The 22,094-nt window shown below is 68.5% G+C and carries 16 protein-coding genes, 1 tRNA gene and 1 pseudogene; 5 read left to right on the top strand and 13 right to left on the bottom strand.

All coding sequences use genetic code 11. From position 1 onward, the window contains the following. Positions 1-300: 300 nt before the first annotated feature. The 6 genes from VN520_RS08520 to VN520_RS08495 form a co-directional block, all read right to left on the bottom strand. On the bottom strand, positions 301-2,490 hold the full coding sequence (locus VN520_RS08520; RefSeq protein ID WP_325746241.1) for a DEAD/DEAH box helicase: 2,190 nt from the start codon (positions 2,488-2,490) through the stop codon (positions 301-303). Positions 2,491-2,877: 387 nt separating this feature from the next. Next, entirely contained in the window at positions 2,878-3,690 is an 813-nt protein-coding gene (locus VN520_RS08515) for a GTP pyrophosphokinase family protein (RefSeq protein WP_325746240.1), read from the bottom strand. A 180-nt stretch (positions 3,691-3,870) separates the two neighbouring features. Next, a complete protein-coding gene (locus VN520_RS08510; RefSeq protein WP_325746239.1) occupies positions 3,871-4,653 on the bottom strand; it encodes a response regulator transcription factor in 783 nt (260 codons plus the stop codon). Then, positions 4,650-5,855, bottom strand: a complete 1,206-nt coding sequence (locus VN520_RS08505; protein WP_325746238.1) for a sensor histidine kinase — start codon at positions 5,853-5,855, stop codon at positions 4,650-4,652. Before VN520_RS08505 ends, VN520_RS08510 begins: the two co-directional genes overlap by 4 nt. A gap of 31 nt (positions 5,856-5,886) precedes the next feature. Then, a complete protein-coding gene (locus VN520_RS08500; protein WP_325746237.1) occupies positions 5,887-6,513 on the bottom strand; it encodes a hypothetical protein in 627 nt (208 codons plus the stop codon). A gap of 452 nt (positions 6,514-6,965) precedes the next feature. Beyond that, a complete protein-coding gene (locus VN520_RS08495) occupies positions 6,966-7,130 on the bottom strand; it encodes a hypothetical protein (protein WP_325746242.1) in 165 nt (54 codons plus the stop codon). Here VN520_RS08495 and VN520_RS08490 point away from each other — a divergent pair. Both VN520_RS08490 and VN520_RS08485 read left to right on the top strand, forming a co-directional pair. Beyond that, the gene (locus tag VN520_RS08490; protein ID WP_325746236.1) at positions 7,117-8,166 is read left to right on the top strand and encodes a glucose 1-dehydrogenase; all 1,050 of its coding nucleotides are present in this window, start codon (positions 7,117-7,119) and stop codon (positions 8,164-8,166) included. The two genes, VN520_RS08495 and VN520_RS08490, sit on opposite strands and share 14 nt — an antisense overlap. Positions 8,167-8,258: 92 nt before the next feature. Next, the gene (locus tag VN520_RS08485) at positions 8,259-9,002 is read left to right on the top strand and encodes a 3-keto-5-aminohexanoate cleavage protein (RefSeq protein WP_325746235.1); all 744 of its coding nucleotides are present in this window, start codon (positions 8,259-8,261) and stop codon (positions 9,000-9,002) included. 479 nt (positions 9,003-9,481) lie between these two features. Here the strand turns inward: VN520_RS08485 and VN520_RS08480 are convergent, their stop codons facing one another. Further along, positions 9,482-10,252 (bottom strand): calcium-binding protein, encoded by a 771-nt coding sequence (locus VN520_RS08480; protein WP_325746234.1) that lies wholly within the window; start codon positions 10,250-10,252, stop codon positions 9,482-9,484. A gap of 867 nt (positions 10,253-11,119) precedes the next feature. On the opposite strand from VN520_RS08480, the gene VN520_RS08475 reads away from it, so the two are divergent. From VN520_RS08475 to VN520_RS08465, 3 genes and pseudogenes are all read left to right on the top strand, one after another. Beyond that, entirely contained in the window at positions 11,120-11,794 is a 675-nt protein-coding gene (locus tag VN520_RS08475) for a lytic polysaccharide monooxygenase (RefSeq protein WP_325746233.1), read from the top strand. Between the two features lie 242 nt (positions 11,795-12,036). After that, positions 12,037-12,244, top strand: a pseudogene (locus tag VN520_RS08470) (type II toxin-antitoxin system RelE family toxin). A gap of 524 nt (positions 12,245-12,768) precedes the next feature. Next, positions 12,769-12,840, top strand: a tRNA-Arg gene (locus VN520_RS08465). Positions 12,841-12,977: 137 nt separating this feature from the next. On the opposite strand, the gene VN520_RS08460 is transcribed toward VN520_RS08465, so the two are convergent. From VN520_RS08460 to VN520_RS08435, 6 genes are all read right to left on the bottom strand, one after another. Then, complete coding sequence (locus VN520_RS08460; RefSeq protein WP_325746232.1) at positions 12,978-14,156, bottom strand: hypothetical protein; 1,179 nt, start codon at positions 14,154-14,156, stop codon at positions 12,978-12,980. Then, the gene (locus tag VN520_RS08455; protein ID WP_325746231.1) at positions 14,137-15,543 is read right to left on the bottom strand and encodes an N-6 DNA methylase; all 1,407 of its coding nucleotides are present in this window, start codon (positions 15,541-15,543) and stop codon (positions 14,137-14,139) included. Before VN520_RS08455 ends, VN520_RS08460 begins: the two co-directional genes overlap by 20 nt. Beyond that, entirely contained in the window at positions 15,540-15,725 is a 186-nt protein-coding gene (locus VN520_RS08450) for a hypothetical protein (protein ID WP_098019748.1), read from the bottom strand. Before VN520_RS08450 ends, VN520_RS08455 begins: the two co-directional genes overlap by 4 nt. Positions 15,726-15,952: 227 nt before the next feature. Beyond that, positions 15,953-19,276: a type I restriction endonuclease subunit R gene (locus VN520_RS08445; protein ID WP_325746230.1), complete on the bottom strand. Its 3,324-nt coding sequence runs from the start codon at positions 19,274-19,276 to the stop codon at positions 15,953-15,955. Continuing rightward, positions 19,273-20,466 carry a restriction endonuclease subunit S gene (locus tag VN520_RS08440; RefSeq protein ID WP_325746229.1) on the bottom strand — a complete coding sequence of 398 codons (1,194 nt, stop codon included), beginning with the start codon at positions 20,464-20,466 and terminating at the stop codon, positions 19,273-19,275. The genes VN520_RS08445 and VN520_RS08440 overlap by 4 nt, the downstream gene beginning before the upstream one ends. Further along, complete coding sequence (locus VN520_RS08435) at positions 20,459-22,093, bottom strand: class I SAM-dependent DNA methyltransferase (RefSeq protein WP_325746228.1); 1,635 nt, start codon at positions 22,091-22,093, stop codon at positions 20,459-20,461. The genes VN520_RS08440 and VN520_RS08435 overlap by 8 nt, the downstream gene beginning before the upstream one ends. Position 22,094: the final 1 nt, after the last annotated feature.

The raw sequence follows: 22,094 nt of genomic DNA, 5'->3' as shown, positions 1-22,094 counted from the left end.
GTCGGCCGTACGGGCCAGGGCGCCCCCCGGCCTGGTTCGGGTGGCTCGCCCGCGGCGTACGAGCCGCAGGCCGCAGCAGCAGTGAGGATACGGATCGGCCCTGTCGTCCTGGCACCGGAACTGCCGTCGCCGACCGTGCCCACGTCAGTACCGTCCCTTCCCGTGGGCACCTCCGGCATCTCTGCCACGAAGCGGCCTCCGGTGGTCTCCGGCACCGTCGCCGACACGTCGGCCGCACTTCGGCCTCTGCTGCGGCCGGGACGCACTGCCGCGCTCCGTCCCGCCTCCCCGTAGGGCGCCTCAGGCCGGGGTACGAGGGGCCGCGAGCCCTTCGTCCGTCACTCCCAGGCGTGCCTGTTCCTCCTCGACGATCCGGCGTGCCAGCTCGGTGTCCGAGACGTCGACCGCGTCCGGGGTGGCTTCGGCCACGGCGCTGCGGCGGGCATAGGCGTCGAACAGCCGGGTCTTGGCCTCCAGCATCTTCACCATGCGTTCGTCCACACCGCCGGTGGCGAGGAGGCGGTGCACGCGGACCGGCCTGACCTGCCCCATGCGGTGGGCCCGGGCCACCGCCTGGTGCTCGATGGTCGGCTTGATCTGGGGCTCGCAGATGACCACGACGGAGGCGGCCTGCATGTTGAGGCCGACGCCCGCTGCCTGGATCTGCGCCAGGAGCACCGCGGGGCCCTGGACACCGGCGAAGTCGTCGACGGTCTGCTGGCGACGGGCGGCCGGGACGCTTCCGGTGAGCGGGCCGAACACCGGGGCACAGTCGGCGGTCCCGGTGGTGACGGCGTCCTGCACCACCCTCAGTACGTCCTTGAAGTTGGAGAAGACCACCGTCTTCTGGTCGTTCTCGCCGGCCTCCTGCACGATCTCCCGGAGCCGGCCCAGCTTGGCCGACTTCTCCGGGTGCATGTACGCGGCCCTGCGCATCGCCATGAAGTTCCCCGCGCGCACGGCTTCGCGGTACGCCTCCTCGTCCGATGCGCTGAGCTCCTCCCATTCGTCGGTCTGCTGGAGACTCGGGAGTTCCGTCAGCACGTCTTCCTGGTTGCGCCGCAGATAGACCGGGGCCACGGCCCTGCGGAAGGCGACCGATCCGGCCAGCGCGTCCCGCTCGCCGAGGAGATCGGCGACATCACCGTCGAGCATCCGGACCAGATTGCGGAATTCCGCGACCCTGTTCTCCATCGGGGTTCCGGTCATGAAGAGGGTGCGCCCGCTGCGTTCCGCCCACAGGGCGACCGCCTGGGAGCGCTTGGCCTTCGGGTTCTTCACGGAGTGCGCTTCGTCGACCACGAGCAGCCCGGCCTGGCCCGCGTCCGGAACGGGGAAACCGCGCAGCCCGTCGAACGTGGTCACCGCGACCCCGCCCCGCTCCTTCCAGTCGGCGTACGCGTCGTGCCGGTCGGGGCCGTGGAGCACCACGACACGCAGGGCGCTCCGGGCCTCGACCTCCCGTGTCCAGTTCACGAGGACGCTCGCCGGGCAGACGACCATGAAGTGGCTCTGCCCCTCGGCGGCCAGGTGCGCCAGCACGGCGATGGCCTGGATGGTCTTCCCCAGACCCATCTCGTCGCCGAGTATCACCTTGCGCTGCGCGAGTGCGAACCTCGCGCCGAAGGCCTGGTAACCGCGCAAGGAGACCCGGCGGTGTGCGTCGTCGAGGCGCTGGGTCCGTACCCGTTCGGCGACCTCGTCCGGAAGGAAGCCCTCGACGGCGGCCGCGTCCGGCGACCGCCCCGAGATCTCGGCGAGCACGCTGTAGTACTCGGCGGAACGGAGCTCGAAATCGACCCAGGCCGCGATGTCGGACGACGCCCCTCGGAGCAGGTCCACCGACGCCTGGGCGAACAGCCCGGACAGACCGGACCGCTCCCCCTCGTCCACCACCGACCGGACCTCGGTGACCGCCGCCGACGCGCGCGTCCTCTTCTCCCGCCCCGCCAGGAGCATCCGGAACCGCCCGGCGGCGGGCCTGGCGTCGGTGAGCAGCGGACCGAGCCGTCCGGACAGGGCCACGGCCTTGTCGACCGCGCGACGCGCGTCCGGGCCGGCCTCCACCAGTACGTGCAAGGCCGTGACGAGCGCGGTGGTGCCCGGTTCCGGCCGGTCCACGTCGATGTGGACGGCCACGGTCTCCCGCACCGCCTCGGAGAGCCGGCGGGCGGCGGCGAGCATCTGGTCGACCGTGCGCTGCCCGACGCCGGGAATCTGCCGCAACCGGTAGGGGCCCGCGTCGAGGACACTGCCCAGGGTGCGCAGTCCGCTCTTCTCGACGCTCCCCAGCCGCAGCCGTCCTTCGGTGACGTCCTGGAGCCGGGCGACGGGGATGGCGTCGAGTTCCCGCTTCACCGCTGCGTCATGGATCGGCTTCAAGGCCGCCCGTACCGCCTCGACCGCCCTGCCGTGGTCCCCCACCACCGCCTGCGCCGCCTCGTACAGGCGCGCTCCCTCCGCGACCGTGTCCCGCTCGCCACGCCCCACGCTTTCCCCGCCCCTCTTCCCGCCCTCCCGCACATCCTGCCACCGCCCTCCTCGCGGGCCGCGACGGCCGTCGGACGGCCGGAACGGACGACCGGAACGGACGACCGGAGCGGACGGCTGTGACGACACCGCCGTCGACGAGCAGGTCGTCGCCAGGGGGGAGCTCGCTCCGAGGCCGCGCGGGAATGCCGCAGCTCCGGGGAGGCCGCCGGGAGTTCCCGCACGGCCGCTCCCCGACGCGGAGCTCACGGCCCGCACGGCCTGGCGGCTCTCACCGTCGGGTTCCCGCTGTCCCCCGGGAGCCGCGATCGCGCCGGGACTGAGGGAATCGCCCGTCCTTGCCGACCGAGGGTGCGGCCGAGGGCCGTCGCCTCGTCGTCGAGGCGGTCAGTCCGCCGGCCCCCTCGCGTTGTCGCCGTCTCCGTCACCCTCGGCCCTGGCGTCTGCGCGAGCGCTGTCCCACACCCGCAGCAGCATCCGCTCGTCCAGGTCCGGCGTGGTGTCCTCGGCGCGCTCCCGTCCGACGCCGCGCACCTCGGTGTGCAGTTCCTCCATCCGCTGATCGAGCTGATCGGCGAGTTCCGCCGCCTCGGTCAGGCTGGTGACGATGCCGGCGGGCACGGAACCGTCGTACTTGTAGTAGATCTTGTGCTCCAGGCTGGCCCAGAAATCCATGGCGATCGTCCGGACCTGCACCTCGACGGTCACGGGAACCGGGCCGGTACTGAGGAACACCGGGATCTCGACCAGCGCGTGCAGGCTCTTGTAGCCGTTGGGCTTGGGGTGTGCGATGTAGTCCTTGACCCGGAGCACCCCTACGTCGGTCTGGGAGGTGAGTGCGTCGAGGACCCGGTAGGTGTCGGCGATGAAACTGCACGTGATGCGCACGCCGGCGATGTCATGGATGCCCGCCCGGATCGCCTCCGGTGTCGGGTCGATGCCGAGGCGTGCGACCTTCTGCAGGATGCTCGCGGAGGTCTTGACCCGGGAACCGACGTGCTCGATCGGGTTGTACCGGTGCAGGTGCAGGAACTCCCTGCGCAGGATCGACACCTTGGTCAGCATCTCGTCGACGGCGAACTCGTGCTCCATCTGGATGCGCTGGAAGTCCTTGCGCATCCGGCGCGCGAACACGACGTCCGCCGGTTCGGCCGGCTCTCCGCCGGCACGGTGCGCGGGTGTCTGCGTCGGGTCGGCCACGGTGGTGCTCCTCTCCCGGGTCGGGAGGCATGGTCCGGAATGGGCGGGTACGACACATGATCGCAGAGGCAGCCCCGTGCCCGCACCGGTGGAAGGGCCCGGCTACCGGCAGCGTCATCAGGCGGTGATCACCGCGCTGCGCCGGCTCCCCGTGATCGCCGCCGGGCGCACCTCACGCCCTTACCGCCCTTCAGCACCTCCGGGCGTCCCGCGAAGTGGAGTTGCCGGTGCAGCCCTGACGGAACCGGGAGAAGACGCTCCGGCCACGGAGTTCACCGGGTCCCTGCGGCCCGGTACCGCCAGCCCTGCCTCGTAGGCCGTGATCACCGCCTGGATGCGGTCGCGGAGGCCGAGCTTGGCGAGAATGTTGCTGACGTGGGTCTTCACGGTGTGTTCGCTGATGACCATGGTCGCGGCGATCTCCGGATTGGTGAAGCCGCGGGCGAGCAGGCGCAGCGTCTCCGTCTCACGCGAGGTGAGGGAGTCGAGTCGCGGGTCGGGGAGCAGCGGCGCCCCGGCCGGTGCGCTGGTGCAGTGGGCGATGAGCTTGCTGGTGACGGAAGGCGAAAGGAGGGAGTCGCCACCCGCGACGACCCGGACCGCATGGGCGAGATCGTCGCGCCGGACGTCCTTGAGGAGGAAGCCGCTCGCGCCCGCACGCAGCGCCTCGAACACGTAGGCGTCGAGGTCGAAGGTGGTCAGGATGATCACGCGGGTGGCGGTGCCGGCGCAGATCTCGGCGGTGGCGGTGAGGCCGTCCATGCCCGGCATACGGATGTCGAGCAGCGCGACGTCCGGGGCATGGGCCCGTACTGCCGCGATCGCCTCGGCACCGTCGGCGGCTTCCGCGACGACCTCGATGTCCGGCTGGGCGTCCAGGATCATCGCGAACCCGGCCCGGACCAGTTCCTGGTCGTCGGCGACGACCACGCGCAGCGGCCCGGCCGCCGTACCGCCGCTCATGACGGGGGGAGGAGCGGGAGGCGGGCGCGGACCCGGAATCCGGCACCGTCCGTACGGGGACCGCATTCAGCGGTTCCACCGCACGCACGTGCGCGTTCCCGGATGTTGATCAGGCCGTGGCCGCCGGAGGGGAGGGAACGGGCGGGCCGCTGTCCGGTGGCCGCGCCGTCGTCGGTGATGTCGAGCTGCACGATGCCTCGGTCTTCCTGCCAGTGGAGGTGGAGCTGGGCACGGCCGGTGCCCGCATGCCTGACGATATTGGTCAACGCCTCCTGGACGATGCGGAATGCAGCGGTCTCCACATGCGGGGCGAGCGGGTGGCGGGCGGCCCCGCCGGGCTGCGGGTGGACGACCGTGGCTCCCGAACCGTCGGTCTGCGTGCACTCGACCGTGAGGCCCGATCCGGCCGTCAGGGCGGGCAGGTCGGCGAGGGTGGGCTGAGGGGTGCGCTCGGGCTGGGGGGCCCGGCCCGGGTCGAGCACCTCAAGGATCCCTCTGAGCTGCACCATCGCATCGCGTCCCGCACCCGCGATGGCGTCGAAGGCGCGCTCGGCACGGGCCGGGTCCGTGGCCAGGACCACGGGTCCGGCCTCGGCCTGGACGACCATCAGGCTCACCGCGTGGGACAGGATGTCGTGCATGTCCCGGGCGATTCTGGTGCGTTCGGCGAGTGCGGCCTTCTCTGCTTCCGCCCGACGCTCGCGCTCCAGCCGTTCGGCGTGGGCCCGGCCGGCGGCGGCCGCCCTGCCGAGCGCGTAGGCCGCGACGCACAGCACGCTCATCCGCAGTCCGGATTCGGAGGAGGCGAGCGCGAAGCTGCCGAGCACGGTCACGGCGAGCACCGTGTTCCGGGCCCACCGCCCCGACCGCTCGGCGACCGAGTGGGTCGCCACCAGGGCGGCGTACCAGACCGGTTGGGCCGGGACCTCACCGACGTAGTCGTAGCTACCGGTCGCGGCGAGGCTCACCATCAGTACCAGCACCGGGTGGCTCCGCCGCCGGTACAGCGGCGCCGCCGAGCCCAGGACGACCAGGATGCCCCACCCGCTCCACGGCCCGCCGGCCCCGCCCGCCGCCGCGAAGGGCCAGAGCTGGGCGGCGGCGACAAGGGCCGCGAGTCCGGTGTCGACCGCGCGCGGGGACAGGGCGCTGAACCACCCCCGCAGCCGGTCCGCCCGCGCGCCCCTCCCCCTCCAGATCACAGCTCCCCCGGCCACAGCTCCCCCTGACGCGTCACCGCGCACCGGCCACCGCCGGGCGCCCCGTGCCACGGTCGTCCGCCGCACCGGAGACGGCCTGCCGCGACTCCATCACCCGCGCGATCTGCACGAAGGAGACGGACAGTAGCAGCGCCCCGACCGGGATCAGGTCCTTGTCGGCCAGCGGCATCACCAGGTCGGCGAGGACGAGGAGCACCGTCCACGGCTTGACCACACGGGCGGCAGCCAGCCGTACGACGAGGGCGAGCATCCCCACGTAGAAGAGGTACGGGCCGAAGTCGTAGACGACCGGTGCCACACCGGGTACGTCCGAGACCCGTTCCGTGAACAGGGACATCTCCAGGTGGTCCGCGGACACCGCCCCCGCCACCAGGTCGATCCCGAACTGCAGCAGGAGGACGGCGGCTCCGGCCGTCGCCGTCCGGTGCGCCACCGCCGCGACGCGGTCGCCCGACGGGGCGAGCGCCCTCAGCCAGCGGAACACCACAGCGAACAGGACCAGCGCCACACAGAACGCCAGATGCCCGAGGGTCCAGGCGGGCCCGGGGCCGCGCTCGCCGTCCAGCCCGTCCGCGATCCGGAACAGGCCGTAGGTGAGGGTGAGTGCGGGTACCGCGAGCATGACCGTACGACGGTTCATCATGAAATCCCCAACCCCAGGATGACCGCCGGGACTTCGGTGGGCCCGGCGGGAACACCACTCATCCTGGAGCGCCCGTCCTCCTGACGGATCGCCGGAGCGAGGGGTCTTCGCCCTCCGCCGCGCGGCGGATACGGCCGCACCACGGGGCTTCCCACCGGCCCTGCGGAAAGCTGGTGACGAAGAGGGCCGGGCCGACACGGAATGGCCGGCCTGCTCCTCCTGACGGTGACCGCTCCGGCCGGCGTGTCCGGGGCGGTCCCCTCCGGACCAGCGCGGTGCCCTCGGCGTACCGGCCCCTGCGGCAGGTGCGCTGGACCAGCACCATGATGATCAAAAGCCCGCCTCCCAGGTGCTCACGAGTCTGTGAAGCCGAAGACGGCCCCACTCGTGCGGTGGGCGCTTGTCCACACACGGCATGCCGGGTGCGGAGTCCGGCCCGGCCCGGAGCCTCACGAGTTCACCGGGATGGGAGGACGGGCGAAGACCGGGTAGACACCCAGGGGGCAGAAGGAGACGAGAACGCGTTGATCGCTCTGCCGGCCCCGCTCGATGCGGCGCCGGAGTCCGGCCGGCAGCCGCGCAGCCGATGGGAGAGTGCTTGTGCGTGCCGTCACCGTCCATCCTTCAACCGCCCGAAGCCTTGAGGTGCGCGACGTTCCCGAACCGGTCCGAGGTGAGGGCGAGCTGCTGGTGGACGGGCTGGCTGTCGGAATCTGCGGCACGGACAAGGAGATCGCGGCAGGCGAATACGGGTGGGCGCCACCGGGCGAGGACCGGCTGGTTCTCGGCCACGAATCGCTGGGGCGGGTGCGTGAAGCCCCTGCGGGCAGCGGATTCGGGGCCGGGGACCTGGTGGTGGGTGTGGTGCGCCGCCCGGACCCCGAGCCGTGCGGCGCATGCGCGCGGGGCGAATTCGACATGTGCCGCAACGGCCGCTACACCGAGCGCGGCATCAAGGAGCGGCACGGCTACGCCAGCCGGTCCTGGACCGTGGAGAGCGACTACGCGGTCAAGCTCGCTCCTGCCCTGGAGCGGGTCGGGATGCTGCTGGAGCCGGCCTCGGTGGTGGCCAAGGCCTGGGAGCAGGTGGAACGGATCGGGGCCCGCTCCTGGTTCGAACCACACCGGGTGCTGATCACCGGGGCCGGGCCGATCGGGCTGCTCGCCGCGTTGCTCGGCGTGCAGCGCGGGCTGGAGACGCACGTGCTGGACCGGGTCGCCTCAGGTCCGAAGCCTGACCTGGTCGCCGGCCTGGGAGCGACGTACCACAGCGGGTCCGTCGACCAGGTCGCCCCCTCGATCCGTCCCGATGTGGTGATCGAGGCCACCGGTGCCGGAACGGTGGTCCTCGATGTGATGGCGGGAACCGCGCAGTACGGAATCGTCTGCCTGACCGGCGTGTCCCCCAGGGGCCAGCGACTGTCCGTCGAAGCGGGCACCCTCAACCGGGAACTGGTGCTGGAGAACGACGTCGTGGTGGGTTCCGTCAACGCCAACCTGCGCCACTACCGCCAGGGCGCAGACGCACTCGCCCGGGCGGAGCCGGCCTGGCTGGAACGGATGATCACCAGGCGGGTGCCACTGGAACGCGCCGCCGAAGCGTTCACCTCACGCGATGACGACATCAAGGTCGTCATCGATCTGGAGTGACCGGCCGGATTCACTGCGGGGATTCCGGCCTTACCGGGCGTCGCGCCACGGGGCGAACGCTGCCTGTCGATCGAGGGACTGCAAAACGTCCGGTGTGGCAGGCTCATGGAGTGATCCAGGCTTGTCTCAATGGTCGCCGTACGGCAGCAGACCATGGCGCGGTACCTCTTACGCCCGCGCAGTTGGCCGCCGCCGCCCGCACGGCGATGGCGGCCGGCGCCGACAGCGTGCACCTGCACCCCCGGGACGACGAGGGACAGGAAACCCTGGTCATCGCCTGGGTCGAGCCGGCGGTGCGAGCAGTGCGCCAGGCCTGTCCCGGGCTGCCGGTCGGAGTGTCGACCGGTCTGTGGATGTGCGGGGAGGACGCCGCGGCCCGGCAGGTCGCGGTGCAGGACTGGGCCGCAGCAGAGGACCGGCCGGACTTCGCATCTGTCAACCTCAGCGAGCCCGGTTTCAAGGGCCTGACGCAAACTCTGAGGGAGCTGGGCGTCGGCGTCGAAGCGGGGGTGTGGTCCGAACACGACGCAGCCGGCCTGCTCGCCGGCTCCTCCGCGGACTCCTGCACCCGGATCCTCGTGGAGTTGATCGACATGCCCGCACCGCAGGCGCTGCTCAGCGCCGACCGGATCGTGGCCATGCTGCGGAAAGCCGAAGTGAGCGCCCCGATCCTGCTGCACGGAGAAGGGGCGTCCACCTGGCCGGTCCTCGACAAGGCCCTCTCCATGGGCCTCGAGACACGCATCGGGCTGGAGGACACCCTCACCGACCCCGCCGGTGACGTAGTGGCAGACAACGACACCTTGATCCGCATCGCCCTGTCCCGTAAGCCTTGAATCGACATCAGCGCTTGCGCCCTTCGCGTTCGCGACCGCCGAGAGGGCGTCAAGTCCCGCCATGGTCTTCGGGGCATCTGCGGCCGCGCGCACGGACCGGGTGACGATGATCACGGAAGAACACCGCCGACCAGCGCGGCAGGCCATGAGGCAGACAGCACCACTGACAACCCGTCCGGTCCTGGCAGAAGATCGCGTTCACGATCTCCCCCGGACCACCACCGCGGTGATCTCCTGCTGGTCGGCCTGCCAGGGTCTCCACAGGATCGGGCAGGCCGAGCGACGTGGAGACGCGCGCCCGCGCCGACCGACAGGTTCGACGGTCCGGTTCCGCCGGCTCACCTCGTGTCGCGCGGGGACCTGCCGTCTGCAGCGTTCGTGGTTGACACAGCCCGGACGGCGGGTCGCCGACGGTGGTGGCCCGGTGCCCGCGACGCTGTTCGCGCCGCGGGCCGGGGCCTTCGGGCATGGAGGCACGCTTACGGGAGGACGATGTTACGGCCGGGCCCGCCTTCGAGGGCGTCCTTTCCGGTGCCACCGCAGACGAGGTCGTCGCCGCCTTCGCCGTGCAGCATGTCGTTGCCCGGGCCGCCGAGGACGATGTCGCGGCCGTCCCCGCCCATGACGTGGTCGTCACCGGGACCGGCGTGCACGAGGTCGTCACCGCCGTAGCCCTCGATCATGTCGTCGCCCCGGTCGCCCCACATCTGCTGGTTGCTGCTGTCACCCATCAGGTGGTCCATGCCGTCGCCGCCGTGCAGGGCGGCGGGTCCCATGACCATGTCGTTCCCCGCGCCGCCCAGCACCGTACGTGCGGTGTGGGCGTGCAGTTCGTCGTCACCGGGGCCGCCGCTGACGGTGCCGACCCCGGGGGTGAAGGCGGCGATCGTGTCATCGCCTTCGCCGAGGAAGACGTCGATCCTGTCGGGCCGGGGGCTGTCGGTGGGCAGTTCGCAGACGACGGAGGTGGTGTCCTCGGCTCTGGAATACGCACAGTGGTCGCCCGGTTCGAGCGGGACCACGTCGCTGAAGCCGATCCGCCGGATCCCGTCGCTGGTGTACATGGAGAATATGTTGAGGTTGTTGGCCTGCCCTGCGGCGGCGGTGAAGACGATCGACTGGGTTGCCCAGTCGGCTCCGACGCGGGCCTTCGCCTCGGTGGCGGTGGCTGCGGCTGCCGGGCCGACGGCGAGGCCGACGGTGAACAGGCTCACGGCGACCGCGCTGACGGCGGCTCGGTTTCGGTTCATGAGACCTCATCTCGGTGGAGTGACGGTGGGGTGACCTGCCAGGCGTGGTGCTGCCGGGGACCGGGCGGGCCCGGTCGTGAAGGCAGTCTCCCCTGCTCGTCCGGATCCGCAAGACCGCGAGTTGACGCGGCGTCACGGTAAACCGGTTTCTCTCCGGATGTGATGGTTGAGCTTCTTTGGTCAGGTATGTTCCCGGTCTCGCCGAGGTAAGGCCGGATAGCTCAATTCGGGTCCAGTGAAAGGTAGTTGGCCGACGCAGTCGATAACCGGGATTGCCGGAGGAGCAGAAGGCGGCTGCCCGGGTGAGCTGGAGCGCACCGAGGCCGATCCGTGGTGCCCACGGCTTCCCTCGCTACGGCGTCGGTACTCCAGCACTGTCCGTTCAGATCCGAGGAGGACGCACGTTTCCGCTGCGTGCCATCGGCCGCGTCCCCCGCCCGATGCACCGGACAGCCCCAGCCCCTACCAGGCCACTTGCCCGGCGAGGCCGGCCCGGGTGCACGGAAGCGCACCCCCGGGAATCGGGATCTCGCGTGCGGCGGCACCGGGCAGCCCCCCGCCGGAACCGGGCCCCGTTGCCACACCGCGAACACCCCTCCCCGGCATTGCCCCACACGCCGGCCCAGGCCGCATCCCCGCCTTCCGGTTCCGGGGACGGCTCCGGCTCCCGCTCCCGCTCGCGCTCGCGCTCGCGCTCCCGCTCCCGCTCCCGCTCCCGCTCCCGCTCCCGCTCCCGCTCCCAGCAGATTCCCTGCTCACCACCCCTTCCCGCATCAACTCCGTTTGTTTCATTGACATTTCACTCGGAAGTCGTACCGTTGGGAGCGCTCCCATGACAGCCTTGCAACTGGAAGGGGTTCCCCCCACATGCGTAACCAGACTCCGTTAACCGGGCGTTCGCGGTCTTCCCTCCGCCGGCCTCTCCAGGTACTCATCACGCTGTTCGCCGTGGTTGTCGGCGCACTGACCTGGTCGGCCCCCGCCCAGGCTCACGGCACCATCGTCGGCCCCGCCTCCCGTGCGTACCAGTGCTGGAAGACGTGGGGCAGCAACCACACGAACCCGGCCATGCAGACCGAAGACCCCATGTGCTGGCAGGCCTTCCAGGCCAACCCGGACACCATGTGGAACTGGATGAGCGCGCTCCGCGACGGCCTCGGCGGACAGTTCCAGGCGCGGACCCCCGACGGGACGCTCTGCAGCAACAACCTCTCGAGGAACGCCAGTCTGAACAAGCCGGGAGAGTGGAAGACCACCTCCGTCGGCAACAACTTCTCGGTGCACCTGTACGACCAGGCGTCCCACGGTGCCGACTACTTCAAGGTCTACGTGAGCAAGCAGGGCTTCAACCCCAAGACCCAGACCCTGGGCTGGGGCAACCTCGACTTCATCACGCAGACCGGCCGCTTCGCCCCGGCACAGGACATCACGTTCCCCGTCCAGACCTCCGGCTACACCGGACACCACACCGTGTTCGTGATCTGGCAGGCCTCGCACCTCGACCAGGCCTACATGTGGTGCAGCGACGTGAACTTCGGCTGAGCCGGGGAGCACCGCGCACCACACCGGCCTCTACCGGGCGCCGGTAACCCGCCGCCCGGCCGGCCGAGCTCCGTCGGGGCAGGGGACCCATTCGGTCACCCTGCCCCGACGGGGCTTTCTGCGCTCCTGGCAGTGCCTGGTCAGGCGGGGGTCGGTGGGTACGCCGCGGCGGCAGGCGGGGCAGGCACCGGTCCAGCAGCGAGACGCCCACCTGGCAGACGGTGACCTTGCCCGCGGTGCCGGTGTACTGCCTCGACGCACGCCGAAGCGTTGCTGCCCTTGAGGAACCCGGTGTCGTCTTGGAGACCGACCCCTTCGGCTTCAACACCACCGCGCTCGTATCCCAGCCCGAACGACGCCGTCTTACGCGTCGCCTACACGATCGACAACGGCGAGTTGGTGGTCTGGGTCGTTCACGTGGAACACCGGTCCACTGTTTACGAGACCTGATTGCCGCTGCCCCCACGTCAGAATATCCCGCACCCGCCCAGCACGGTGACGACGAAGGGGCCGGACTCGACAGAGCCCGACCCCTTCTGACCTGCATGTTTGCTGCGTCAGCAACGTGGTGTTATTTCATCCGCTCAGACGTTGAAGCGGAACTTCACCACAAGGCTTTGACCTGCAGAAATACGGGCGCATCCCAGCACCATCCCAGCACGGGATGCGCCACAAAGTACAAGAAGACCGAAGATCACCAACGCTACCCGGAAGCGCCCGCACATGCCTGAAGTCTGCGGAACTTGTACGAGCGCCACATCAGGCTCGTGCCACCGCACCGAACCTCGCAGAGCAGCACAGCGCTCGCGCTCACTCGCGGTCTCCATGGACGCCAGCGGCCAGTTCCGACGCCTGGCCGCCGCCCAGAATGCACGTCCAGATCTCGGGGCCGGCGCGAGCATCCACAGGTCCCGTATACCCCCCGGTTTGGCGGGGCATAGTCAGAAGCTTCCGCGCTGTCGCAGGTCAGCCTGCATAGGTCAGCGGGTGGAGCAAGCGCCTTCTAAGCGCTTGGCCGCAGGTTCGAGTCCTGCCGGGGCGCCCCAAACATGTCTGGTCAGGGCGCTCTCGGACCACTAGCGGAGAAGCGGTGCGCGCGGTACTGCGCCGTTCGTTCAGCGCGTTGGATTCCGTGCTCCAGAGAGGGGAAACGTGGATCATCTCGGCATTCAGCTGGCCGAAGTTAGACGCGCCAGGCTCCCTTCTCCAGCTCGTGCACCACCAGCTCCTCCATCACGTGTCGCTCCCTGGCGGAGGCGTAGGCGAGGTCGTGCAGGGCAGCGGCACGCGTGGCGAAACCCTGCCTGACCACATCTGCCGGCCAGGGGATCTTGTAACGCGAGAAGTCCTTGCGCCTCATCGCACGAGCCTGCTCGCCTTGCGTTACGGACATCAACTCCCGCCGCTGGTAACGCAATGTGTGCAGCAACCACATTCGGTCGGCCTCGGACTCCGTGTGAAGTGCAAGCGTCCGCCGCCCCGGAACTAGCGGAGTCGTGGTGAGCACGGTCCGCACCTCACCGGGACGGGGCGCGATCAACAGGCTGCCGGCCGGACACACAGTCTCCCCGCGCGCCACGGTCCGTGACGTCACTGCCCCCAGATGCACTTCCCTGCAGTTCAGTACTTGCCGGGGAGACACCCACGGCATGGTCGGCTGCTCACGGTCCGGCGGGAGCTGCGCCACACCCGCCGTGATCTGAGCCACCTCGCCCATCGCGCGCTCGGCAGTGGGACCTTGTCCGCATGCCCTCAGCGTCTCTATATAGTGCGCGTCCGCGAGTTCCGTCGCACACGTCGCGATCCGGTTGTTCAACACATTCTTGCGCTCGGCAAGGGAGATCAGCGCAAGCAGCCTCTCCCGCACCCGGTCCGGAGGCTTCGGCACCGGAAGTCGGTTGAGCGCTTGCAAAGGCAAGGTCATGTGCTCGGAGTTCGAAGAGGACACCGTGAGATAGCTGCGACTCTGCGATGTTTTCAGCCACCATCGAAGCCACAGGTCCCACTGCTGCACGTGGCCCTCCGGTGTCCAGTGGACAACTGCGAGCGACCTGGCGGCATTCCATCCCCCATGTTCTTCCGTCGCTACCGCCGTCTCCCCCACTCGTCCTACGAGCACGACAAGAAGGTCCCCTGCTCTCAGGGTGCTGCGGGGGTGGCGTTCGGCTACCTCCGGAGGCACGAACGTGAACTCCTGGACGTGCAGCCCCCCTTCGATGATCTCCTTTGCGCCGATCATCGGGATTCCATCGGGTGCCTTCTGCGGTTGCGTAATGCCGTAAGCGGCGTACTCGACCCCAGGGAAATCCCGCAACTCGATGATGGACCACGGAGCGGTGAGGTCATCCGGCTCTGTAGTCATGTCTGCCCTCCAACGCATCGCGGACTCGGCGTCTGGCTGTGGCGCTACGGTCCAAGCACTCATACAGCTCGGCTTTCCGGCTGCGTTCTACGTCTCTTGAATTCTCCTGCACGGCCTCCCGGTGCCGCACGTAGCGTGCGGGAGTCAGATCGAAGCCCGCCTCAGCGATTTCCTCGTGGCTCGCCGCACGGCACCATGGGACGGACTCAGGGTCCCCCTCGCCTTCACGGCGTCGAAGTCCCTGCCATTCACCGAAGATCTTCAGCAGGCGTTCGACCGAATCCTTTACGAAGTGGCGCCGCGCCCCCTCCTTCGCTGCTGGCAGTTTCCCTGCATCCGCGAACAAGACCTGATCTGAGTGCGGCCGCTCCCCTTTGGCCAGCAGCCACAGCGCCGTGCTCGCACTGGTATGCGGAAAGAGCCACGTCGGCAAGGCCACAACCCCCACGACCAGACCGTTCTCCAGCAGCCCACGGCGGATCAGTCCGTCGGTGCTGTTGCTGCTGTGCGCCGCGCCGGAAGACAGCAGAACGACGGCCCGTCCTTGTGGCGTGAGATCGGCAAGGATGTGCTGGACCCAGGCGAAGTTCGCGTTACCCGGACGTGGCACCCCCAGGGTCCACCGCCAGTCGTCCTTCAGTTCACCGTGCCCCCAGTCCCGCTGGTTCACTGGAGGGTTAGCGACGATCACGTCGGCCGGTATCGGTGAAGTGCCCGCCCTGAGGGTGTCAGCTCCTTCCTTGCCGAGGTCGGCGTGGAATCCGTGCAGGGCAAGGTTGACGGCTGCGGCATAGCGCGCCGTCCGGTTGATATCCGCACCGGACAAGCGCACTTCACTCCCCTGTGCCCGAGCCCGGTGTGCGGCTGCGCGCAGCAGTCGCCCGCTGCCGCACACCGGGTCCCGAACAACCTCGCCTCCTCGGGGAACGGCCAGCCCCGCGAAAAGATACGCCAGGTCGTTCGATGTGAAGTAGTCATCGCCACGCGCGTAGCGTGCCGAGTACATGTCGAGGAGCGTGTCAAGGAGCTTCACGTCCGGATCCAGCTGCCGCACTTCCGCGATCAGCTCATGGAGGGCCGGGTCGATGAGCTCGAAGGGACGGCTCGCACCTTCGTCGCGATACGCGGGAAGGCCGTGAGCGCGAGCAACGGGCGTATGCGTCCACATTGCACCGAGCCTGGCCCCCGCTGACTCCGAGCCCGGCCCCCACAGCCGGTCCACCTCCACCGCCGTTACGTGTTGGAACGAGCAGTGAAGGTAGACCACTTGAAAGGCAAGCCGGTACGTTGTCGCGGCATCGGCGACGCTGCGCAGCTTCTCGACGGCCCGCAGCACTCGCCGGTACTTCAGCCGCCCCTCTTCGTTCGCCCATTCCTCCTGGGTCACAACGACCTCAGCCAGGAGACGACCGCCAGCCCGATGAGAACAGTGGCTCCGCAGGCGGCGCCACCGTTCTGGATGGCCGTGACGACCTCTCCCGCGCCCACGAACTCGAGGATGCCGGCCACGAGCCCCACCACCACGGACGCCAGGACAACCACCACCAACAGCAGCGCTCGCTGCGACATGCCACAACTCCCTCGGTTCCACCAGCAGTTAGCAGTTCTGCGGTTCGTTCCGCGGACTTGAAAGTAGTGGCCTGACGCACCTCACGTCTCGCAGCACGGGAATTTGCTTTTGCCGTAAGGCGGTTGGGTGCAGCCCCCTGCCTGCCCCCGCGAAGGACATCCGGTCGGACAGAGAACGGCCCCGGCAAGCAGGCGCTTGCCGGGGCCAGGAGCGATATAGGCGAGGGCTATGCGTCAGCGGCCGAGCCGTCCTGGGACCACTTGTCGGCGAAGTGTTCCATCTGGCGGATCACCAGGTCGATCGCTTCCTTGGACTGCTCCGGCGGGTAACCGTGGCGGGCCAGGAGGCGCCTGATGGTGGCGCGAAGCCTGGCCCGGACCGGTTCGCGGGCGATCCAATCCTTCTTGAGGTTCTTGCGGACCTGGACCACGAGATCCCGGGCGATACCCGAGAGGATCTCGTCGCCCATGAGGTCGCGGGCGCTGCCGAGGTCGGCGACCGCGTCGTAGAAGGCGAGTTCGTCGTTCCCCAGCGGCGGGGTGAACTTCTCACCTCGCCTGGCGTCTTCCGCAACCGTCTTGGCCAGTTCCACCAGCTGGGCGATGATCTCGGCGCTGGTGAGCTGCTGGCGCATGTAGCGGGTCATCAGGTCCTGGAGGCGCTCCGAGAACGCGGTCTGGCGGACGATGTTGTGCCGGGTCTGCTCGCGCATCTTCTGCTCGACGAGGCGGCGCAGGGCTTCGGCGGCCAGGTGTGGGGTTTCGCTGTTCTGCAGGCGGCCGACAAGGGCGTCGTTGAGGTGCGTGAGGTCGGCCTTGTCCAGTCCGGCCTCGGAGAAGAGGTCGGTGACGCCGCCGGTCTCCACGACGGCAGAGGTGAGCTGGGAGAGGTAGAGAGCGACGTCACGGGCGACGGGCAGGCCCTGGGCCTCGCGGTCCATGGCGTCGAGCTTCGCCATGTACGTACGGACCTCGACGAGGAACTGGATGTCGCGCTTCCAGTACGGCTGGTCGGTGAACCGGGAGGAGATGTCGGCGGAGGAGCCGGCGAGGGCGAAGAAGCGCTCCAGGCGGTAGCCGTGTTCGCGGAAGCGGCGGCTGAGGGTCTGGTTCGGGTCGTCGAGCTGGTCGGGGTTGTTGCCCGGGGTGGCGGGGCTGCGGAGGTACTCGGCCGTGGTGTATGCGGCCTTGATGAAAGCCTTGGGGTCGGGGCGGGAGAGGCGTTCGCGCCAGTTCCAGCCGAGGAGCATCTGATCGAGGATGTCGTACTCGTTGCGGAGCTCGTCCAGGGCGCGGTCGATGTCCTGGCCGAGGGTCCGGTCGGCCTGGTCGTCGGCGGAGTACTCGGCGATGGCCTTCTGGAGGTTCTCGGTGAGGGGGGCGTAGCCGACGAGGAGGCCCTCCTCCTTCTTGCGGAAGCGGCGGTTGACGCGGGCGAGGGCCTGCATCAGGCCGGCGCCGCGCAGCGGCCGGTCCAGGTACATGGTATGGATGGACGGCGCGTCGAAGCCGGTCAGGAGCATGTTGTTGACGATGAGGAGCTGGAGTTCGTCCTCGGGGTCCTTGGCACGGTTGATGACGGCCTTGCGCTGGGAGTCGCGCAGGGCGTGGGCGCGCAGTTCCTTGGAGTCCTTGCGGGAGTCCGAGGAGTAGACGATCTTCATGGCACCGGTGGTCGGGTCGTCCGTGTGCCAGTCGGGGCGCAGGATCTTCAGGGCGTCGTAGACGTGGACGCAGATCTCGCGGGTGGCGCAGACGAGTATCGCCTTGCCGGGGGCTCCGCCGGGTGCGTCGTCGGCGTCCGCGACGAACGGCAGCATCGCCGCACGGCGCGCTTCCCAGTGCTCGACCAGGTCCTGGGTCAGGTCGCGTATCCGGGCGGGGGCGCCGTACATGGCGTTCATGGTGGCGACGGCCTGCTCGACGCGGGTGCGCTCGGTGTCGTCCAGACCGTCGGTGATGCGGTCGGCCTCGGTGTCGATGGTGGTGGGGTCGACGTCGTGGTCGAGGACGAGCTGGACGACGCGGCTCTCGTGGTAGACCTTCACGGTCGCGCCGTCGTCAGCGGCCCGCTTGAGGTCGTAAGTGTCGATGTAGTCGCCGAAGACCTCGCGGGTGTTGCGGTCGGCCTCGGAGATCGGGGTGCCGGTGAAGGCGAGCAACGTGGCGTGTGGGAGCGCGTCGCGCAGGTGGCGGGCGTAGCCGTCGAGATGGTCGTAGTGACTGCGGTGGGCCTCGTCGACCACGACGACGATGTTGCGCCGCTCGGAGAGGAGCGGGTGGTCGGTCCCGGATTCCTTCTCCTGCTTAGTGCGGCCGAACTTCTGCAGGGTGGTGAAGAGGATGCCGCCGGTGCGTTTCGCGGCGAGTTCTTCGCGGAGTTCGGCGCGGTTGAGGAACTGGTGGGGCTGCTCCGGGAGGACCTCGCTCTCCTTGAACGTGTCGAAGAGCTGGTCGTCGAGGTCGGTGCGGTCGGTGACGACCACGACGGTGGGGTTGTGCAGGGCGGGGTCGCGCATGACGAGGTTGGTGGTCAGCACCATCTCCTCGGACTTGCCCGAACCCTGGGTGTGCCAGACCACACCAGCCTTGCCATCGGTCGCGGCCGCGCGGCGTACGGCGTCGGCGGCGCGGGTTACCGCGAAGTACTGGTGCGGCTTCGCGATCCGCTTCATGCGCTTGGCCGGCACGAAGTTGATGAAGGACCGGACGAGGGCGAGGAAGCGAGGCTGGGTGAACAGGCCGTGCAGGGCAAGGTCCTGGCCGGTCGGGATGTCGGCATCGGCGTCGGCGTGGACGGCGGCAGCGTCCACAGTGTCCACGCGGGCGCCGAACTCGTCGGTGTTCCACGGGGCGAAGTGCTCATATGGGGTGAAGGGGGTGCCGTACTTCGCGGTGATCCCGTCGGAGAGCAGCACGACCGCGTTGTAGCGGAAGGCGGTCGGGAACTCCTCGACGTAGTGCCGGATCTGGGTGTGCGCGGCGGCGAGAGTGGCGTTCGGGTCGCCGGCCCGCTTGAGCTCGATGACGGCGAGCGGAAGCCCGTTGACGTACAGAACGAGGTCGAAGCGACGGTTGCGCTCACCGTTGATCACCGTCACCTGGCGGACGGCGCGGTACGTGTTCGCGTCCGCGTGCTCCAGGTCGACGATCCGGACGGTCGGCGTGTGCTCGGCGCCGAGCGCGTCGGTGTACGTGACGGAGTGGACGCCGTCGGTCAGGTAGCCGTGCGCGGTCCGGTTCTCCTCGTACGTGTCCTGGGAGGTCGGGGTCGCGGCGGTCGCTAGGGCCTCACGGACGGCCTCCGGGGGGAGGGCGGGGTTGAGCCTCTCGATCGCCTCGCGGAGATCGGAGTAGAGGATCAGGTCGTCCCAGGACCGGCGGTGACCGGAACCGGGGGCGAGCTCATTGCCCTCGGCCCTCGGCCAGTCGAGCTCCAGGAGCTCTTCGAGGGCGAGGAACTCCCAGTCGATTTCGAGGGGGCGGAAGTTGTCGGGGGTGGGGGTGTCGGGGGTGTCGCTGCTGCCGTTGTCGTTCCCGTGCGTGGTCATACGTGGTCCTCGACAATCTTCTCGGCATCCTTGACGCGAAGGCGGCCGGACATGAGTTGGGGGAGGAGGGTGTCGCGGAGAATCGACAAGGAGCGGGATTCATGGAGCACTTGACTCACCTGCCGGTCGAGCACCGAGAGCTGACCTTCTACTGCCTCGATCTGACTTTCGTTCGGCCAGCTCACTTCAAGAAGGGAAAGCTGCTTCTTGTTGATTGAACCAAAAACGGTTCCTTCAGCCTCGTAAGGGCGCCATACCGAACCGTCCGAAGAGAGCGCCTGAAGGAGGACATGCGGGTACTGGCTTGCTCGAACCGCTGCGACACCTCGACCAATTCCGCATGTCTCCTCGGCTACGTTGATGGTTCCGACTGGCGCCCTCACGCTAACCAGCACATCACCAGCTCCAGCATGCCGACTAACCTCCGTGCACCACACGCGATGCCCTGGATGCCGCATCCCGAAGTCCCGAACCCCTTGATAGAAGGGGATTCCGTCCCCAGTCTCGTTGTAGGTTTCACCAGGTGGCGACTGCCCCATGACGATGCTGGCAACATCCGACAACCTGTAGTGCTCTTTGGCCTCGCTCGCTTCAAATAGAGCGGAAGCAAGAGCATCAGCTGTGGCCGCGATGCGCTCATTGACGGCGATCTTGTCGTCCAGCGCCCCAAGTACATCGGCTACCGCTTCCTGCTCAGCAAGGGCAGGAAGCGGTACCTTCAAATTTCGGATCGAAGTCAGCGGCGTGGCGATGCCAGGTACGCCGACCGTCGAGGCGTTCTCCAAGATTGACCGTCGACCAGCCTCAGATTGGAACCAGTAGAAGTAGAACTCAGGAACCGCCTTCTTGAGGCATAGGCGAGTCTTGACCTGACTGGAGCCGATGACGTATCGATCAAATCGAGGATTCCGAGGCAGCATGGAAACCTGCCCGATTGTTCCACGGTGAGTGAAAATCAAGTCGCCAGGCGCAACGTTGGCGGGCAAAATCTCGTCGGCCTTGTCTTCTGTGATGAACACGAAGTCGTCGTCTACGAAGATCCCGCGCGCGAGGTTCACTCCTCTAACCACAGGGACGCCTTCAGCGACGTAGTTCTCCTTGGTGATCTTTGACCCGAAGGGGCCCATAGAGAAGGACGAACGTTCTTCACTGGCGAGCGTCTCGTACGCCACAAATTCCCATTTAGCCATTGGCCCTCCCCAGCTGCTCACGCACCGTCTTCGCCAGCTCGTCCGACTGATCGAAGAGTTCGTACAGCTCCCCTGTCAGCCGCGCGATCTTCTCCGCAACCGCCTCGGCGTCCTCTTCCTCCGCCTCAGCCGCCCCGACATACCGCCCCGGCGTCAGCACGTACCCGTGCTCCTGCACCGTCTTCAGGTCTGCGCTGGCGCAGAACCCCGGCATATCCGCGTACGACTCCCCCGCGTCCTTCGCGCTCGCCGTCCCCCGCCACGCGTGGTAAGTCCCCGCGATCTTCGCGAGGTCGACCTCCGTCAGCACCCGCTCAGTACGGTCAACCATCTCGCCCATGTCCCGGGCATCGATGAACAGGATCTCGCCCCGGCGATCCGCAGCCGCGACCTTCTGCCCCTTCACGCCCCCCGGCGACTTGTCCTTCGCCAGGAACCACAGACAGGCCGGGATCGCCGTCGTCCGGAACAGCTGCGCCGGCAGCGCGACCATGCAGGCCACCATGTCGCCGTCCACCAGCGCCTGCCGGATCTCACCCTCGCCGCTCTGCTGGCTGCTCATCGAGCCGTTGGCGAGGACGACGCCAGCCGTTCCCCGCTCCCCCAGCTTGCTGATCATGTGCTGGAGCCAGGCGTAGTTGGCGTTGGACTTCGGCGGGACGCCGTACTTCCACCGCGCATCCGACTCGTTCCGCGCCCAGTCCTTGATGTTGAAGGGCGGGTTGGCCATGACGTAGTCGGCCTTGAGATCGGGGTGCTTGTCGTCTGCGAAGGTGTCGCCCCAGCGGGCGGCGAGGTTGCCGTCGATGCCGTGGATGGCGAGGTTCATCTTGGCCAGGCGCCAGGTGCGTTCGTTGAGCTCCTGGCCGTAGACGGAGATGTCGGCCTTGTGGCCGCGGCCACGGTGGGCCTCGATGAACTTGGCGGCCTGGACGAACATGCCGCCGGAGCCGCAGGCCGGGTCGTACACGCGGCCCTCGTACGGTTCCAGGACCTCCACAAGGAGGCGGACGACGCTGCTCGGGGTGTAGAACTCGCCGCCGCGCTTGCCTTCCGCGCGGGCGAAGTTGCCGAGGAAGTACTCGTAGACCTCGCCGAGGACGTCTTGGGCGGGCTTGTCGTCGCTGCCGCCGAAACGGGCGTCGGTGATGAGGTCGACGAGTTCGGCCAGGCGCTTCTTGTCGACGTTGTCCTTGTTGAAGATCTTGGGGAGGACGCCGGTCAGTGACGGGTTGGCCTTCATGATGGCGTCCATCGCCTGGTCGAGCACCTCGCCGACGTTGCCGCTCTTGGCGTTGGCGGAGATCGAGGACCAACGGGCGCTCTCGGGGACCCAGAAGACGTGGTGCCCGGTGTACTCGTCCTGGTCCTCCAGGAACTCCTCCAGGCGGTCCTCAGCGATGCCTTCCTCCGCGAGCTCCTTGGCGAGCTGTTCACGGCGCTCTTCGAAGGCGTCGGAGACGTACTTGAGGAAGATCAGGCCGAGGACGAACTCCTTGTACTGGTTGGCGTCCATGGAGCCGCGCAGCTTGTCGGCGGCCTTCCAGAGGATGGCCTGGATCTCCTTGGGCGTGGAGGCGGTGAACAACTCCGCCTGGTCGGCGGGCTTCTTCTTCCGGGGAGGCATG

The organism is Streptomyces sp., from assembly GCF_035563135.1.
GTDB lineage: Bacteria > Actinomycetota > Actinomycetes > Streptomycetales > Streptomycetaceae > Streptomyces.
Note: the sequence above shows the minus strand (reverse complement) of the source record. Positions and strands in the feature narration are given on the sequence as shown.

What these genes read in the sequence shown, in the direction of transcription:
- VN520_RS08500 (WP_325746237.1), bottom strand. Translation starts at nt 6,513, where the DNA reads ATGAACCGTCGTACGGTCATGCTCGCGGTACCCGCACTCACCCTCACC.
- VN520_RS08460 (WP_325746232.1), bottom strand. Translation starts at nt 14,156, where the DNA reads ATGACTACAGAGCCGGATGACCTCACCGCTCCGTGGTCCATCATCGAG.
- VN520_RS08475 (WP_325746233.1), top strand. Translation starts at nt 11,120, where the DNA reads ATGCGTAACCAGACTCCGTTAACCGGGCGTTCGCGGTCTTCCCTCCGC.
- VN520_RS08435 (WP_325746228.1), bottom strand. Translation starts at nt 22,093, where the DNA reads ATGCCTCCCCGGAAGAAGAAGCCCGCCGACCAGGCGGAGTTGTTCACC.
- VN520_RS08445 (WP_325746230.1), bottom strand. Translation starts at nt 19,276, where the DNA reads ATGACCACGCACGGGAACGACAACGGCAGCAGCGACACCCCCGACACC.
- VN520_RS08450 (WP_098019748.1), bottom strand. Translation starts at nt 15,725, where the DNA reads ATGTCGCAGCGAGCGCTGCTGTTGGTGGTGGTTGTCCTGGCGTCCGTG.
- VN520_RS08510 (WP_325746239.1), bottom strand. Translation starts at nt 4,653, where the DNA reads ATGAGCGGCGGTACGGCGGCCGGGCCGCTGCGCGTGGTCGTCGCCGAC.
- VN520_RS08440 (WP_325746229.1), bottom strand. Translation starts at nt 20,466, where the DNA reads ATGGCTAAATGGGAATTTGTGGCGTACGAGACGCTCGCCAGTGAAGAA.
- VN520_RS08480 (WP_325746234.1), bottom strand. Translation starts at nt 10,252, where the DNA reads ATGAACCGAAACCGAGCCGCCGTCAGCGCGGTCGCCGTGAGCCTGTTC.